The sequence below is a fragment of the Collinsella aerofaciens genome (genome assembly GCF_040926185.1).
Lineage (GTDB): Bacteria > Actinomycetota > Coriobacteriia > Coriobacteriales > Coriobacteriaceae > Collinsella > Collinsella aerofaciens_BC.
The window spans coordinates 1-15,317 of the sequence record NZ_JBCOIQ010000030.1 but is presented as its reverse complement, the minus strand read 5'-3'; the positions used below and the strand labels follow the sequence as shown (position 1 = coordinate 15,317).

Here is a 15,317-nt window from a genome sequence, read left to right as displayed (position 1 = left end):
ACGGTGGCCATTATTCGGTGACCGGGATTGGTCAAAATAGTTTGACTATTAGCGGCTAAAATCGCCCGGCGCTAACAAGATTTATGAGGCCTACCTAGATAAAGAAATTAGCTGGGACGATCTTCGTTTGTTTGCAGAGACTTTGGACAGATTTCTACCTGGAGACTACGAAATGCTTCGAGAAAAGGAAACTTTTCAGACGCTCAGAGGCAGAGATGCAGAAGTTCTTCTTCGATTAACCGGGCTGGGATTGCTGATTGAGGATATCCATCGGCAGCAGTGGGACGTAGTAGATACGACGCTCATCTTCGACGATCCCGACGAAATTGAGAAAGAAGAAAGGGTTTATCGTAGGACCGAATTTGGAAACAGGATGGTATCTATACTTGGCTAGCTACTGCAGACAACAATCTGAGCGCGCTCTTGTCGTCTTGGTTAAACTGCTCGGATCTACCAGTGATTTTTACTGCATTAGGCATTCGGAAAGGGAGTCGGTTCTTCACGATTCGCATCCTTTCTAGTGCTGCCTTTATTTAATGATCGAGATATGCTCGGCGACTGCGGTGTTCTGCCCCTTAGGTTACAGACGGTTGTTTCTATTGAGCTTCCAGAGGAAATACATGGGGTTCTCTTTTGCCTTGGCTTCTCGCAAGAAATCTGCGGATTGAGATGCAACGGCCCCTATGCCGGCAGCCCCGAAGAAGGCCATGGCATCAGAAGGTGATGCGATTCCGTATTGCCCCAATGTAAAGCTCGCAATTCCGATAGCGGCTTCAATGCCTGCGGAGGTGACTAATCGGGATCGCTCGTTTTTCATCACTAAAGATATCTTGTGAAGCTCGGGCTCTATTAGGTCGTTCTTCAGGTCAGCTAATGTCGAGGTGTCGATGGGCCTTTCGCTCAGGCCTTTGGACAAGGTATCCCTAAACACAAGAAACGACTCTTCGTTTCTAATGCGGCAATCAAGGATGCTACGCAACGTTGCATTTTCAGCAATGGGGAGGGGGCAAGATAACCGGCGAATGGGTATGGTCTGATCTTTTCGAGGATAAAGGGTGGAAGTTGCGGACTCGAGGAACTCAATCTGAGCTGGACGAGTGGTTAAATACGAGCTATTCGAAAAATAGGGATTGACGAGGGCTTGAAAGCAATCGTCCAACAAAGGCAGTAGGATAGTCGAGATGCCGCCTTTCTCCAGCATGTCTCTATCCAATCGCGTTTCGCCTTGGCTTGCATAGAGCGATTCGTATTCAGACGGGATTACCAGGAAATCGACATCCATCTCATCATGGGACCCATATGCATCCATTCCCTCAATCGCTACACACAGATTCCCATCTGGTGCTTGTTTTAAAGTGCACGAGGTAGAGGAACAGAATTGTCGTACGAGTTCATCCCAATAACTCGATATCAATCCTTTTGCTTTTGATTCTCTTTCGATTTGTCGCGCTAGGCAATCTTTGCAAAGAGGAATGTAATTGCTCGAAAATCCGAGTATTCCAGCTTTGACTATGTCTTCGACTCGCATGGTCAAATAGATCCCGAATGCAAGTTCATCGACCGAGGCATAATCATCGTGCCCCATTTCGAATGCCGATTCTATAGGGCAATGAATCAGTGTTTTATCTGCATACAATGCTGAGAACTTTGCCAAATGGTAAATGTTTTGCTCTCGACAGGCATAGTCAGTGCAGGGGAATTTGCCTCCTTCAAGGGTGGAGTCAACAGAAAAATTGAACAGGGATTGATTTTCGATTTTTTCGATTGGGATAAGGGGTGCAAGGCCCCTAATAAAGGCGTCGAACCTCCTTTGCCCCAGTTCTTCTAGGTACGCAATTATTTCGGCAAGAGAGCTGTTCTTGAATGCGGCTAGATAAGAATAAAGGTCATCGTATGCATGAGTCGCCATTTCGCTCACCTACACTTTCGGAAAGAGTTTTGCGTCGTTATTTCCGAGGCGTCGTTGGGCTCGCAATCGACTCTAGTGTGCAGCTGCTTCTCGACGTACTCCCTCATGTTCTGCCTCCACATGTAACTAATTGATTTGCTATGTGCCATTATGAATGGTATATAGCAAATCAATTAGTTACATTTAATGGAGCATTGCGAGCGTGGCGCGCGCAAAGAAGAGTCGTTGTATGGAGGCTTCCGGCAACGGCCTTTTGTACGTCCGTGACTGTTGGGTGCTATCGCGGATGACGTCATTGTTGCCTGTACTCTCGATCCAAGGATGTAATTACGGAAGTGCGGGGAAAATCGAGAACCTTCGAGTACAACGCGATTTTTAGCACCAAAACCGCAGTTCGCGGAAGCGAAAACTGGGGCCTGGTTAGCATTTCTTCGATTTTCCCCGCACCTCCGAATTTGACCCCTTGCCGCACCTTGATCACGTCTTCAAGTGGCTGGTTCATCGCTAATGGAGTTTTCTGCGGTGCTTGAATTGCGGTGTTGTGATTAGGGCAAAAGGCTCTTGGCTCCGGGGAGGCTCATCGCACGAAAATTCAAGTTGCTGCTGAAGTAGGGCTTGCTTCGGCAGCGCTAACAATAAGGGCGGCTCTGCTAGTCTCGGGAGACCGCGGCATTCGGCGGGCCTGCCGAATGCCGCGGTCAGTAGCGGTCAGTAGCGGTCAGTAGCGGTCAGTAGCGGTCAGTAGCGGTCAGTAGCGGTCAGTAGCGGTCAGTATATTCTTCGGAGCCGTTTCTCTGGGCTTCGGCGGACTTGCCAACTCGCGCTTGGGCACTACTCAGTAGATTACTCAGCAGTGCCCAGTAGATTACTCAGTAGTGCCCAGCAGGGGGAGGGCAGCAAACGCAATGGGCCTGTTTCCCGGCTAGGACCTGCAGCCTCAAACTTCGCTTGGCATCCTGTAGAACTGGTGCGGGTCTTTCGGGCTTTTCCCTACCCATTCCAACAGGCCTCGACCGGCAAGGTCTTTCAGAGTCTTCGAGGCCGTTTTCCTACCGACATTGGACTCCCGCGCGAGGTCGGAGGTCGTGATTTTCCCCTGAGCGGCGGCAATTGCCATCGCTGCTCGTTCGCGCTCGCTGAGGAGCGGTCGGTTGTCGGCCGCGGTTCTCCTGAAGGCCGCTTTCTGCAACCCAGGACGCTCGAAGACGACGACGGTGCTGTTGACGGTCTGCTCGAAGCGGAACCTCACGCCGGCTGCCTCGCAGGCCTCCTTGATGCGCGGTATGCCCGTGCCGTACTGCTCGATGACGCCGGCGCGGAACAGGGTGCGCGCGATCGCGGGGTTTCGGAGGCCGAACTCGCTCGCGGTACCGTCTAGGTGCTCTTGCGGCGAGTCGCCCTCGGGGAACAGGCCCGGGCTCACGATCTGGACGGTGTCCATGAACACGTTGACCTCGACGGCGGTGCCGGTGGTGTAGTCGCGGTGGCACAGCGCGTTGGCAACCGCCTCGCGGATGGCCTCGGCCGGGATCTCGGGGATCTCCTTGCGGTACATGCCCGTCTCGCCGATGACGAACTCGCGCCTGATGTTCGACGTCACGAAGTACTCGGCGAAGTCGAGCAGCTTGAGCATGGTGCCGCTCTCGCGGCGCAGGTCGAGGATCTTGGCCTTGGTGTTGCCGCCCAGAAGCCCCAGCTTCATCCTGGGGTAGGTGTCGGATCCCTCGCAGAACAGCTCCACCGCGGCGTTTCTTAGGCTGCCGTCGGGCGCGACGAGGTCGAGCCTTGCCAAGGTGTCCTCCACGCCGGCGAACCCGCCGCCCACGCGTCCGGCCCTGCCGCCGCGCGCGACGAAGTCACGCACCGCCTGCTCGTCGGCGTCGGAAACGGGCCTGCCGGACGGCAGCGAGTCCCACGGGCTACGGGCGCGCTCACGCTTGACGACCATGGCGCTCAGCTCCGAGGCCGACAGCGCTTTGTTCGAAGTCCCCACGCGGGTGAAGTAGCGTCCGTCGGCGGAGTAGGGGGCGTCGGCACCTGAGAAGGCAATTCTGATGTATCGCAGCCCATCATCGGCGTCGAGGCACTCGACCGTCGGGAACACCGCGGGCTCGATCTTGTCGGACACCCACGACGTCACCTGGCGCAGCGTTGCGTCGCTGACATCCTGGCCGATGACATCGCCGTTGTCCTTCACGCCGAAGTAGAGCTCGCCGCGGCCGTGCTTGTTCAGCATGGCGCTGATGGCTTGCAGTGCTTCTTTATGCTCGCCAGTGGACTTCTTGAACTCGACGGTCTCGCTCTCGCTGCCCAGGTTCATCCGCGCTGCCTTTCCCGTTCGTTGCTTGTCTCGTTGGATTATACCGTGGTCACCATGGGCGAAAACGTGGAAGCGCGCTTGCTTGCCTCTACCATGTTCTCATGCGCCTTAATGCCCTTTGTGAAGAATCATCCCATTGGGAAACGGGTCCCTATGGAACGATTTTGGTATCAGGCATAGGGGGGCGCTATCGTGGATGTCGTCACCATTGCCTGCGCCCTCGATCCAGAGATGTAATTACAGATGTGCGGGGAAAAATCGAAAACCTTCGAGCACAACGCGGTTTTTTTGTATCAAAACCGCAGGTCGCGGAAGCCTAAAACGGGGGTCTGGTCAGCATTCCTTTGGTTTTCCCCGCACTTCCGAATTTGGCCTCTCGCCACATCCCGATTACGTCTTAAAGTGGCGCAAAAAGCCGTGTGCTCTGCTTGATTTTGCTCAGGAATTATGCCTGAGGGGTAGTGGATTCGCCTTTCTCCGCCGTGCAGCGGCACGTGTAGGGCTCTCTGGCTCAGGCGCGAGTCGCTTCCCGTCTGAAAAAGTTCTTAAAACAGCTTTAAAGTTGCCTTTGGCCTACATTGACAGCGTACAATATGCATGTTTACCATGGCAAAAGCTAAATTTGGGGAGGGGGAGCGCACGGTTGAAGTGCTGGTTGTTGGCAATACCGTGTATGTCGATGACGACTTTTGTGCCAAGGCGTTTCCCGGTGACCATGTTCAGGTCGTGGCGGCCAACGAGGCGCGCCGCGACGGGTCGTCGCTCCATGCGTCTTGGAAAGAGCTGCTGCAGCACCTGGACCAGGCTTACGAATTCGACCGTGTGGTCTACCTCTCTACCTATCTCACGCCGCATACCGAGGCCGTTGGCGACATCGAGCTGCTGCGCTCCGTCTTTCGAGCTTGCATGGGTCGCCAGATTCAGCTGCTGTTTGTGACTGGTCCCATGGGAGCGGACGGTGCGGTGGACGCTGCGGGGCAAAACGGCAAGGGCATCATTGCCCGTGCGGCCAACGACCTGTGCCGCTACTATGCGGTCCGCGACGGCATTCAGGCCAAGATCTTGCGCGTGCCGTATCTGTACACCGCCTCGCCCACGCTGGAAGACCCGATTTTGACCCCGCTGTTCGAGGCGTGCTCGCAAGGCTCTGCTGTCATGAGGGCTGGGGCGGACTCACCGCTCGGTGCCCTCTGCGCCGAGGAGCTGGCCGTTCTGGTGCGTCGCATCTTCGACAGCTGGGATGCCACATTCGAGGAACTCGAGGTTCCGGATAGCTTTGCCCACACCGTGGGAGACCTGGGCGAGGCGCTCAAGGGCTTGTTCCCGGGGCTCGACATTACCTACGACGGGGACGCCGTCGTCTCCATTGCTCCGAGCGATACCGTCCGCACGCGCTACGGGTGGTTCCAGCGCTATGACGTGCTGCGCGATCTTTCGACCATACACGCCCGCTGGGAGCAGACCCTCGCGGGCAAGCGCCATCCGCTGCGTGCCGCCATCGACCGCATGCGCGGGCGGACACTGCCCATCAAATGCCTGGAGACCGCGCTGGCCTGGGTGCTCTTTGAGGGCCTGGAGCTGGTGTTTTCGCAGTCTGCTCAGCTTAACGTGCTCGACTACCGCCTGCTGTACGTGGTACTGATCGGCACGATGTATGGGCTCGATTTTGGCCTGGTTGCGGCGCTGCTGGCGTCGGTGGGTTTGGCCGCGAGCTACTTTACCCAGTATGGCTATACCTTCCAGGGTCTCTTTTACGAGCCGTCTAACTGGCTGCCGTTTATTGCGTACTTTGTTGTGGGTGCCGTGTGCGGCTATGTGCAGCTGCGCAACAGCGAAGCCATTAGGGCGGAGCGCGATCAAAACGAGCTCGTGCGCAACCGCAATACGTTCCTTACGCAGCTCTACCACGACGCGATCGAGGACAAGCGCGCGTACAGGCGCCAGATCGTGGGTCGCCACGACAGCTTTGGCAAGATCTTTGCCGTGACGCAGGAGCTCGACGTATTCAACCCACGCGACATCTATCGCAAGTGCTGCGAGCTTTTGGGCGAGATCCTCGAGAACGATTCGGTGGCGATCTACCATGTTTCGGGCGGGGCATTTGCACGCCTGGTGGCAGCAAGTCCCGCGATTGCCGAAGATGCCGCGCGCTCGCTCACGCTTGAGCAGCTTGCACCTCTTTTGGGCGACGGGGGTCGTTCGAACCTGTGGGTGAACCGCGAGCTGACGCCGGGGCTTCCCATGTTTGGATACACGATCGAGCGCGACGGGGCACCCGCTGTGTTGATCTTTGTGCGTAGTGCGGCCGAAAACCAAATGACCCTCTATTATCAAAACCTGTTCCGCATCTTGTGCGGGTTGGTCGAAAGCGCGCTGGGCCGTGCCTTTGACTATGAGGCGGTGGCGCAGGATAAACGCTGCGTTGACGGCACTTGCGTGCTCAAGCAGGCTGCCTTTGGCCAAGAGCTTGCGGCGGAGCAGGCGCTGGCAGATAGCAAGATGGGGAGTTTTTTGCTCCTGCGCGTGGTACCGGGCATGGAGCCTGTCGGCGAGCTGGTGGGCGCAATTGGGTCGGCAATCCGCGAGAGCGACGCGGCGGGCTTGGTCGACGGCGACGTGCTCTACCTGCTTATGCGCCAGGCAAAGGCATGCGATCTGCCCATTATCCGCGAGCGCCTGAGCGCAAAGCAGATTGCGGTGGAGCCCGTCGACGGCGAGGACATCGTGGAGCTGCTGCAGCACATCTCTTACACCGGTGACGGTGAGGGGGGTGCCGCTTGATCTCGCTTGTCGTTGCTGCCGTCTTGCTGCTGATTCATGCGCTGGTTTGCCTGATGCTGTGGACGCTCATGAAACTGGGCCTGCTGCCGGTGCGCGGGCACATGCTGGCTGTGATAGTGCTGGTGCCGCTGTGGGGCCCGTTGCTGGTGGTTTTGCTATCGGTGTGCAGCGCGGTGTTTGGCGAGGGGCTGAAAGGGTCTGCGCTGGAGTCGCTGCGCTTCAACGATGACCTGCATCGCAGTATGTCGGTACCGAGTGGTGAGGACGATTCAGGCGTAGTGCCGCTCGAGGAGGCACTCATCGTCAACGACCCGGCATACCGGCGTCGACTAATGCTCTCCATGCTCACCGAGGAGCCCAACGCGTACCTGGCGCAGCTGCAGGCGGCTAAGCTTAACGACGACGTTGAGGTGGCTCACTATGCCGCGACGGCGGTGGCGCAGATCTCCAAGGATTCCGACCTTAAACTGCAGCAGCTGGAGCGTGCCTTTAAGACGGACCCGAGCGCGCAAAACCTCAACGAATACTGCGATTTTCTTGGTGAATACTTGGGCTCGGGCTTGGCCGAGGGGCGCGTGGCTCAGATTCAGCGCCAACAGTACGCGCGCCTGCTTGCGCGTCGCTGCGAGCGCGAGGACGCCCTTGAGCTACGCATTCGATACGCGACGGCGCTGGCCGATGTCGGACAGATCGACGAGGCGCAGGCCGTGACCGACCAGCTGGTGCTCGACGTGCCCGAGGAGCAGGAGGTTTGGATGCTTTGCCTGCGGCTGGCCGTGATGCGCCACAACGGTGTCGAGGTTCACCGTGTGATCGATGCGATTGACAAGCAACATGTATATTTGAGCGCCGACAACCGCGAAAAGTTGGCGTTTTGGCGCGACGGGGAGGAGGCCAGATGAGCGTGGCGCAACATATCCGCGATCGTGCAGGCCGCTTTCGTTGGATGGGACTCCTCGTGGTGTGGGCGGTCTTTATTGCTATGGCCGCCGTGTTGCTGGTGGAGCGTGCCGGCGTGCAGTGCAGTGCGGGCCAGCATAAGCTGGGGATGCTGGCCGCCAACGATGCGGTGCCGGCCTCCTCGGCAATCTTTGGCCAAAAGCTCACGTGCCTGGTCATTACCGATTCCGATCAAGCTGGCGTCGAGGACGTAAAGGAACAGTTCGACCAGATCCTGCTCGACATGAAGATTGCGCACCGCGACGTGGACCTTGCCCTGGCTGGTGCGGATGCCTTTCCCTCGCTGACCTCCTTCGATCGCGTGATTTTGCTCATGCCGTCGCTCGATGGGCTCGGTACGCACCTGAGCGACATTATGAGTTGGGTGAGTGCCGGCGGTTCGCTTATGCTCGCCATGCCGCCGGATAACTCGAGCTATCTGCAAGTGATTGCCTCCAAGCTTGGCATTGAATCGGCCGGATATGACTATGTAAAAGCCGAAAGCATTGTGCCGAGCGAGGACTTTATGCCGGGCGGGGGAGAGCGCTACGAGCTCTCGGACCCCTTTGATTCGTCGCTTTCGGTATCGCTGCGCGAGACGGCTCGTGTGTGGGCTATGACCGGCGATGCGGGCGCCCCGCTCATTTGGTCGAATGACTGCGGCAGCGGGCGCACCGTGGTATGCAATATCGGTATCTATGACAAGGTCATGCGTGGCTTTTACGCCGCGGCGATCAGTCTGCTGGGTGATGCCACGGCCTATCCGGTCATCAACAGCGCCGTGTTCTATTTGGACGACTTTCCTAGCCCCGTGCCCTCGGGCGATGGTACTTATATCAAGCGTGACTACGGCCTTTCCATTGCCGATTTTTACACCAAGGTCTGGTGGCCCGATCTGCAAAAGCTTGCGCAAAAATACGGCATTCGCTATACCGGCGTGATGATCGAAAACTACGAGGACGCGGTCAACCAGACCGAGCCCGCGCGCCAAGCCGATGCCACACAGTTCCGCTACTTTGGCGGCATGCTGCTGCAGATGGGCGGAGAGCTGGGCTTTCACGGCTACAACCATCAGCCGCTCGCGCTCTGGGACACCGACTACGGCACGTTGTACGACTACAAGACGTGGAAGAACAAAGAGACTCTCGTCGCTTCGCTCAACGAGCTTATAGCCTTCCAGGACGAGGTGCTGCCCAATGCGCACGGCTCGGTCTACGTGCCACCGTCGAATATCCTTTCGGCCCGCGCGCGCAAGCTTATCGGTACCGATGTTCCGCGAATTAAGACCATTGCCAGTACGTATTTTAAGGATGGCACCGACCTGCCGTACGTGCAGGAGTTTGGCGTGGCGAGCGATGGCATTGTGGAGCAGCCGCGCATTGTTTCGGGCGGCATGGTCGACGATTCCTATATGCGTCTGGCCGCGGTGTCCGAGCTCAACATGCACTACGTGAGTACGCATTTTATGCACCCGGACGACCTTTTGGACCCCGATCGCGGAGCCAAGGAGGGCTGGGAGGTCTACAAGGGCGGCCTGGTCGACTACCTGGAGTGGCTTACCAAATCCGCGCCCGACCTGCGGCACCAGACGGCGTCGGAGTGCTCCGGTGCCATCCAGCGCTTTTCGTCCGTGTCGGTGAGCTTGGATACCAGCGCGGATGCCTGGACGCTCAGCCTGGGCAATTTCCACGACGAGGCGTGGCTCATGTTCCGCGCCAATAATGGCGAGCCGGGTGCGGTGACGGGCGGCGAACTGACGCACCTTACGGGCAATCTGTATCTGCTCAAGGCAAATGATAAGACCGTGACGATCGAGCGCAAGGAGGGTGGCGATAAATGAGAATCTGCTTGGTACTCGAGGGTTGCTACCCCTATGTGCACGGCGGCGTATCTACCTGGATGCATGGCTATATCCAGGCCATGCCCGAGCATGAGTTTGTGCTATGGGTGATCGGCGCACATGCTGCCGACCGCGGCAAGTTTGTCTACGAGCTGCCCGGCAACGTGGTCGAGGTGCACGAGGTGTTCCTGGACGATGCCCTGCGGCTTTCGGGCGAGCAACATGAAGCCAGTTTTAACGACCGTGAGCGCGAGGCGCTACGCCGTCTGGTGTCGCTCTCCAATCCGGACTGGGACGTGTTATTCGATATCTTCCACCGCCGTCGCGTGCATCCGCTCTCGTTTTTGCAGAGCCGAACGTTTATGGACATCTTCCGCGACGTGTGCCTTGCCGAGTACCCCTACACGCCCTTTGCCGACGCATTCCACACCATGCGCTCTATGCTGTTGCCGGTGCTCTACCTGCTGGGCAGCGAGGTGCCGGTTGCCGATGTGTACCACGCTATCTCGACCGGCTACGGCGGCCTGCTCGCCTGCCTGGGCTCAAGCGTTCACCATGCGCCGGTGCTGCTGACCGAGCACGGCATCTATACCCGCGAGCGCGAGGAAGAGATCATTCGCGCCGATTGGGTGGTGCCGTCCTTTAAGGACCGCTGGATTCGCTTTTTCTACCTGCTTTCGGAGGAGATCTACCGCCGCGCCTTCCGCGTGACGAGTTTGTTCCATAACGCCCGCAAGACGCAGATCGATATGGGCTGCGATGCGAGCAAATGCCTAGTCATCCCCAACGGCATCCAGTTCGACCGCTTTAAGGATATTCCCTTAAAGCCCGATGACGGCTGGGTGGACATTGGCGCGGTGGTGCGCCTGGCACCCATCAAGGACGTCAAGACCATGATCTATGCCTTCTTTGAGCTGCACGAGCGCCTGCCCAAGGTGCGCCTGCACATCATGGGCGGCGTGGACGACGAGGAGTACGGCGCCGAGTGCCACGCGCTGGTCGAAACCCTGGGCGTGCGCGACCTGATCTTTACCGGCCGCGTCAACGTGGTCGAGTACATGGAAAAGCTCGACTTTACCATTTTGACGAGCATCTCCGAGGGCCAGCCGCTCAGCGTGCTGGAGTCGCTTGCGGCGCGCCGTCCCTGCGTGACGACTGAGGTGGGCTGCTGTCGCGAGCTTCTCGAAGGCGCCCCGGGCGACGACTTTGGCGTGGCGGGTTTTGTGACGTCGCCCATGTATCGCAAGGGCTTGGCTGATGCCATGGAACGCATGTGCACAAGCCGCGCTCGTCGCATTGAGATGGGGGAGCGCGGCCAGCGTCGCGTTGCCACGTACTTCTTGCACGAGCAGATGCTCGCCAACTATCGCGCGCTGTACGACGAGACGGCGCAAGCGTTTGACCTGCCCAGAGAGGGGGAGTAGCCGGTGGCCGGAATCGGTTTTGAGCTCAAGCGCCTGTTTAGGCGCAAGGGTCTGTTTGCCACGATGCGCGCTTACGGCTACGCCGGCATTGTGTGCACGGGTCCCATGCTGTTGGGCGTGCTGCTCCAGGTGGGTATCTTGGTGCTGTGCGGTCTGTGGGGCGTAGGGCGTGCCAACCAGGATCTGCTGGTGTGCATGGTGACCTACACACTGCTGGCCTCGCTTTTGCTCACGAGCTTTTTCTCCATGCCGGTCACGCGCTTTTTGGCCGATATGTTGTTTGCCGATCGCGAGGATGAGATACTGCCTTCGTTTTGGGGCTCCAACGCCATCATGCTCGTTGCGGGCACGGTGCTCTACGGCGTCTTTTTGCTGTTCTCGGGCGCCACGCTGCTGCAGGGGCTGCTGTGCCTGTGGCTGTTCAACATTATGATCGTCAACTGGAACGGTATGAGTTACCTCACGGCCATCAAGGATTACCGCGGCATCCTGTGCAGCTTTGCGGCTGCCATTGGCGTGGCGTGCCTGTGCGCCCTGACCGCGCTGGCGCTGGGACTGCCGCCGGTCGAGGGCCTGTTGGCATCAATTGCTCTGGGCTACGGCGTCATGCTCGCCTGGGACGTGGTACTGCTGTACCGGTATTTTCCTCAGAGCGACCGCAGCCCCTGGCCCTTTTTGCAGTGGCTCGATCAGTTTATGCCGCTGGCGCTCACGGGCCTGTTAACCAATCTGGGACTCTTTGCGCACCTGATGATTATTTGGGCCGGTCCTATTGGCGTGCAGGTCAAGGGCTTGTTTTATGGTGCGCCTTACTACGATGTGCCGGCGCTCATTGCGTTTTTGACGATCCTGGTCACGACCGTCAACTTTGTGGTCTCGGTCGAGGTCAACTTCTATCCGCGCTACCGCGACTACTACAGCCTGTTCAACAACGGCGGCGTGGTGGGCGACATTGTGGTGGCAGGGGAGGGGATGCTCTCCACCCTCAACAGCGAACTGCGCTTTTGTGCGATCAAGCAGCTGTTTGTGACTGCTGCGGTCATTTCGCTCGAGACCACGGTGCTGTCGGCCCTGCCGTTGGGCTTTAACAACCTGATGCACGGGTATTTTCGCACGTTGTGCGTGGGCTACGGCCTGTATGCCGTGGGCAATACGGTGTTGCTCATCTTGCTGTACTTTACCGACTACAAGGGGGCCGTGCTGGCCTCGGGGCTGTTTGCCGGTGTGGCCGGGCTGGCGACCGCCGTGTCGTTGCTTTTGCCGCAGCAGTTTTACGGCTTTGGCTTTTTGTTGGGTGCGGCGGTGTTTTTTATCGTGGCGCTGCTGCGGCTCGATACCTATACCGCCAACTTGCCGTATCGTATCCTGAGCCAGCAGCCCATTGTGGCGACCGACAAAACGGGTCGCTTTACACAGCTGGGCCGCTTGCTCGACCGTGCCGAACAGCGCTATGAGGAAGGTCGCCATAAGGGTGAGCCACATGGCGCGTTTGAGCGCGCAGTAGTTCACGTGTATCGCAAGCATTGGGGAGGTCCTGATGACCGATAGAATGATGTCTCGCCGCCGTCTGTTTGAGGCGGCTGCCGGAGTGCTGTTGCTTTCGGGCTGCTCGGTGCAGGAAGACTCCTCGACCAAAAAAGTCAAAAAGCAGGACGAGATCAAAAAGGCCGAGGCCTCGGACGGGACTAAGCACCTGCGCGATAAAGATGAGCTGTACGAGGTCTACGACGACTCGGGCATTGTGACCATGTATCTGACGGTCTCGCGCGGCAACAGCTCCGAGAATACCGACCATAGCTGGGCCGAGATCAATTCGTACTCGGTTTATGATTACGCCGACATGGGCGTGACGCGCTATCAGGTTATGGGCCTGCTGCAGGCGGGCGACGAAGACGGCCCGGTTGCCGGCGAGGTTGGCTATGGCGAGGAAGCGCCCAATGCCACCGTGCAGGTGCGCGGTCAGACATCGAGTGTAAACTCGCAAAAGAATTACAAGGTGGAGCTCAAAAAGGGCAAGGGCACGTGGCGCCAGCAGCGCGCGATTGCGCTTAACAAGCACATGGGCGAGGGCATGCGCTTTCGTAACAAGATGGCCTACGATCTGATTTGTGGGATTCCCCAGATGATGGGCCTGCGCACGCAGTTTGTGCATCTGTGGGTGTGCGACCAGACCGAAAAGACCAACGACACCTTTGAGGACTACGGCCTGTTTACGCAGGTGGAGCAGCTCAACAAGACGGCGCTTAAGGCACATGGCCTGGATAAGAGCGGGCACCTGTACAAGGTGAACAGCTTCGATTTCCATCGCTACGAGGACACCATTAAGCTGGCGGATGACCCCGACTATAACCAGACGGCGTTTGAGGGCATGCTCGAGATAAAGGGCGATTCGGACCACACCAAGCTCATCGAGATGCTCGATGCGCTCAACGACGATACTCAAAAGATCGACGATGTTCTCGACACCTACTTCGACACCGAGAACCTGGTCTATTGGATGGCGTTTCAGATTCTGACGGGCAACTGCGATACGCAGAACCGTAACTGCTATCTGTACAGCCCGCTTAACTCCAAGGTTTGGTACATCCTGGATTGGGATAACGACGGCATGCTGCGTAAGCTGGAGCTTTCTCTTACCGGGTTTTCGGACTACGCGAGCTGGGAGCGCGGTGCAAGCAACTACTGGGGCAACGTGCTGTTTAACCGCGCGTTGCGCAGCAAGTCGTTCCGCAGCGAACTCGACCGTGCCGTCAAGGACTTGCGCTCGTATTTGACCGAGACTCGCCTGGCCAAGATGATCAAGCACTACCGCGAGGTGACTGAATCTCTGGTCTTTGCTTCGCCCGATATCGACAATCTGCCTGTCACCAAGGACCAATACGAGCAGATCGCCGCGGCGATTCCCTCCGAGATCGAGGAGAACTACAAGAGCTTTCGCGATAGTTTTAAAAAGCCCATGCCGTTCTACATCGGCGTGCCGCAGATCGATAACGGTAAGCTGCGCATTAACTGGGATGCGTCCTACGACTTTGAGGCGCGCGACATTCGCTACACCGTAGAGCTCGCGCGCGACTATGCCATAAGCGACGTGGTCTTTAAGGCCGAGGACGTGCTGCTTCCCGAGGTGACCTGCGATGCGCCCGATGCCGGCCAGTATTTTGTGCGCGTGCGTGCCACCAACTCCGACGGTTATACGCAAGATGCGTTTGACTACTATGTGACCGACGACGGCAAGCACTACGGCATGAAGTGTTTTTACGTGCAAGACGGCGGTAAGGTCGTGGAGGACACGTATGAGGAGGGCTAGCGCGCTGCTTGAGCGCTTGGCGGCTCCGTCTGCGCGAACCACGAAGGAGCGTTACCGCCACGAGCTCAAATATCTCATTAACGAGGGCGAACACGCCGCGCTTGCCTGTCGCATGGCGCCGGTATTTAAGCTGGACAAGCATGCGCGGGCGGGCGGTTACACCATTCGCAGCCTGTACTTTGACGACTACTGCAACTCGGCCTACGAGGAAAAAGACGCTGGCATTCTCATGCGCAAAAAGTATCGCGTGCGCATCTATAACGGCAGCGACAAGGTGATTAAGCTCGAGCGAAAAAAGAAGTACGGTAGCTGGATCTACAAGGAGGACGCGCCACTTACGCGTGGCGAGTTTGAGCAGATTCTGGCTGGCGACTACGACTTTTTGCTGAGGAGCCCGCACCAACTCTGCCGCGAGTTCTACATCGAGTGCATCTGTAACATGATGCGCCCGCGGACCATCGTGGATTACGAGCGCGAGCCGTGGGTGATGGACGGGGGCACCGTGCGCATCACGTTTGACATGAACGTGCGTGCCGCGGTGGGAAGCTTCGATATCTTTGACGCGACGCTGCCCGCGCTGCCGGTCCTGGAGCCCGGCAAGCTGGTGATGGAGGTCAAGTTTACCGAGTTTTGTCCGCAGCTGGTGCGCGATATGGTGCCGCCGGGCGCGGCCGAGCTTACGGCGGTCTCCAAGTACTGCCTGTGTTACGAAAAGACCGCCTACCTGCACTGATAATTGTCCTTGGGGGAAGCGGGCACTGCGGGGGCGCGTCAACAGCGCGCGATTTCCGCGTCGC

At 58.0% G+C, this 15,317-nt stretch carries 10 protein-coding genes; 8 read left to right on the top strand and 2 right to left on the bottom strand.

From position 1 onward, the window contains the following. The first annotated feature begins 127 nt into the window (after positions 1-127). A complete protein-coding gene (locus tag AB5750_RS09535; RefSeq protein ID WP_368146228.1) occupies positions 128-394 on the top strand; it encodes a hypothetical protein in 267 nt (88 codons plus the stop codon). 186 nt (positions 395-580) lie between these two features. Here AB5750_RS09535 and AB5750_RS09530 read toward each other — a convergent pair whose 3' ends face one another. Both AB5750_RS09530 and AB5750_RS09525 read right to left on the bottom strand, forming a co-directional pair. Beyond that, entirely contained in the window at positions 581-1,909 is a 1,329-nt protein-coding gene (locus AB5750_RS09530; protein ID WP_368146227.1) for a hypothetical protein, read from the bottom strand. A gap of 937 nt (positions 1,910-2,846) precedes the next feature. Continuing rightward, a complete protein-coding gene (locus tag AB5750_RS09525; protein WP_368146225.1) occupies positions 2,847-4,229 on the bottom strand; it encodes an RNA/DNA-binding domain-containing protein in 1,383 nt (460 codons plus the stop codon). Between the two features lie 606 nt (positions 4,230-4,835). Between AB5750_RS09525 and AB5750_RS09520 the strand changes: the two genes are divergently transcribed. Genes AB5750_RS09520 through AB5750_RS09490 form a run of 7 tightly spaced genes read left to right on the top strand, consistent with a single transcriptional unit; the run spans position 4,836 to position 15,253 of the window. Next, complete coding sequence (locus tag AB5750_RS09520) at positions 4,836-7,010, top strand: DUF4118 domain-containing protein (RefSeq protein ID WP_368146223.1); 2,175 nt, start codon at positions 4,836-4,838, stop codon at positions 7,008-7,010. Next, positions 7,007-7,912 carry a hypothetical protein gene (locus AB5750_RS09515; protein WP_368146222.1) on the top strand — a complete coding sequence of 302 codons (906 nt, stop codon included), beginning with the start codon at positions 7,007-7,009 and terminating at the stop codon, positions 7,910-7,912. The genes AB5750_RS09520 and AB5750_RS09515 overlap by 4 nt, the downstream gene beginning before the upstream one ends. Continuing rightward, complete coding sequence (locus AB5750_RS09510) at positions 7,909-9,789, top strand: DUF2194 domain-containing protein (protein ID WP_368146220.1); 1,881 nt, start codon at positions 7,909-7,911, stop codon at positions 9,787-9,789. Before AB5750_RS09515 ends, AB5750_RS09510 begins: the two co-directional genes overlap by 4 nt. After that, complete coding sequence (gene pelF, locus AB5750_RS09505) at positions 9,786-11,213, top strand: GT4 family glycosyltransferase PelF (protein WP_368146219.1); 1,428 nt, start codon at positions 9,786-9,788, stop codon at positions 11,211-11,213. Before AB5750_RS09510 ends, pelF begins: the two co-directional genes overlap by 4 nt. Before the next feature lie 3 nt (positions 11,214-11,216). After that, on the top strand, positions 11,217-12,761 hold the full coding sequence (gene pelG, locus AB5750_RS09500) for an exopolysaccharide Pel transporter PelG (protein ID WP_368146218.1): 1,545 nt from the start codon (positions 11,217-11,219) through the stop codon (positions 12,759-12,761). Then, positions 12,751-14,520: a CotH kinase family protein gene (locus AB5750_RS09495; protein ID WP_368146217.1), complete on the top strand. Its 1,770-nt coding sequence runs from the start codon at positions 12,751-12,753 to the stop codon at positions 14,518-14,520. Before pelG ends, AB5750_RS09495 begins: the two co-directional genes overlap by 11 nt. Continuing rightward, positions 14,507-15,253 carry a polyphosphate polymerase domain-containing protein gene (locus AB5750_RS09490; RefSeq protein WP_368146216.1) on the top strand — a complete coding sequence of 249 codons (747 nt, stop codon included), beginning with the start codon at positions 14,507-14,509 and terminating at the stop codon, positions 15,251-15,253. Before AB5750_RS09495 ends, AB5750_RS09490 begins: the two co-directional genes overlap by 14 nt. The last annotated feature ends 64 nt before the right edge of the window (positions 15,254-15,317 follow it).

Coding starts and splice junctions, on each gene's coding strand:
- AB5750_RS09530 (WP_368146227.1), bottom strand. CDS start 1,909: ATGGCGACTCATGCATACGATGACCTTTATTCTTATCTAGCCGCATTC.
- AB5750_RS09525 (WP_368146225.1), bottom strand. CDS start 4,229: ATGAACCTGGGCAGCGAGAGCGAGACCGTCGAGTTCAAGAAGTCCACT.
- AB5750_RS09520 (WP_368146223.1), top strand. CDS start 4,836: ATGGCAAAAGCTAAATTTGGGGAGGGGGAGCGCACGGTTGAAGTGCTG.
- AB5750_RS09510 (WP_368146220.1), top strand. CDS start 7,909: ATGAGCGTGGCGCAACATATCCGCGATCGTGCAGGCCGCTTTCGTTGG.
- pelF (WP_368146219.1), top strand. CDS start 9,786: ATGAGAATCTGCTTGGTACTCGAGGGTTGCTACCCCTATGTGCACGGC.
- AB5750_RS09495 (WP_368146217.1), top strand. CDS start 12,751: ATGACCGATAGAATGATGTCTCGCCGCCGTCTGTTTGAGGCGGCTGCC.
- AB5750_RS09490 (WP_368146216.1), top strand. CDS start 14,507: ATGAGGAGGGCTAGCGCGCTGCTTGAGCGCTTGGCGGCTCCGTCTGCG.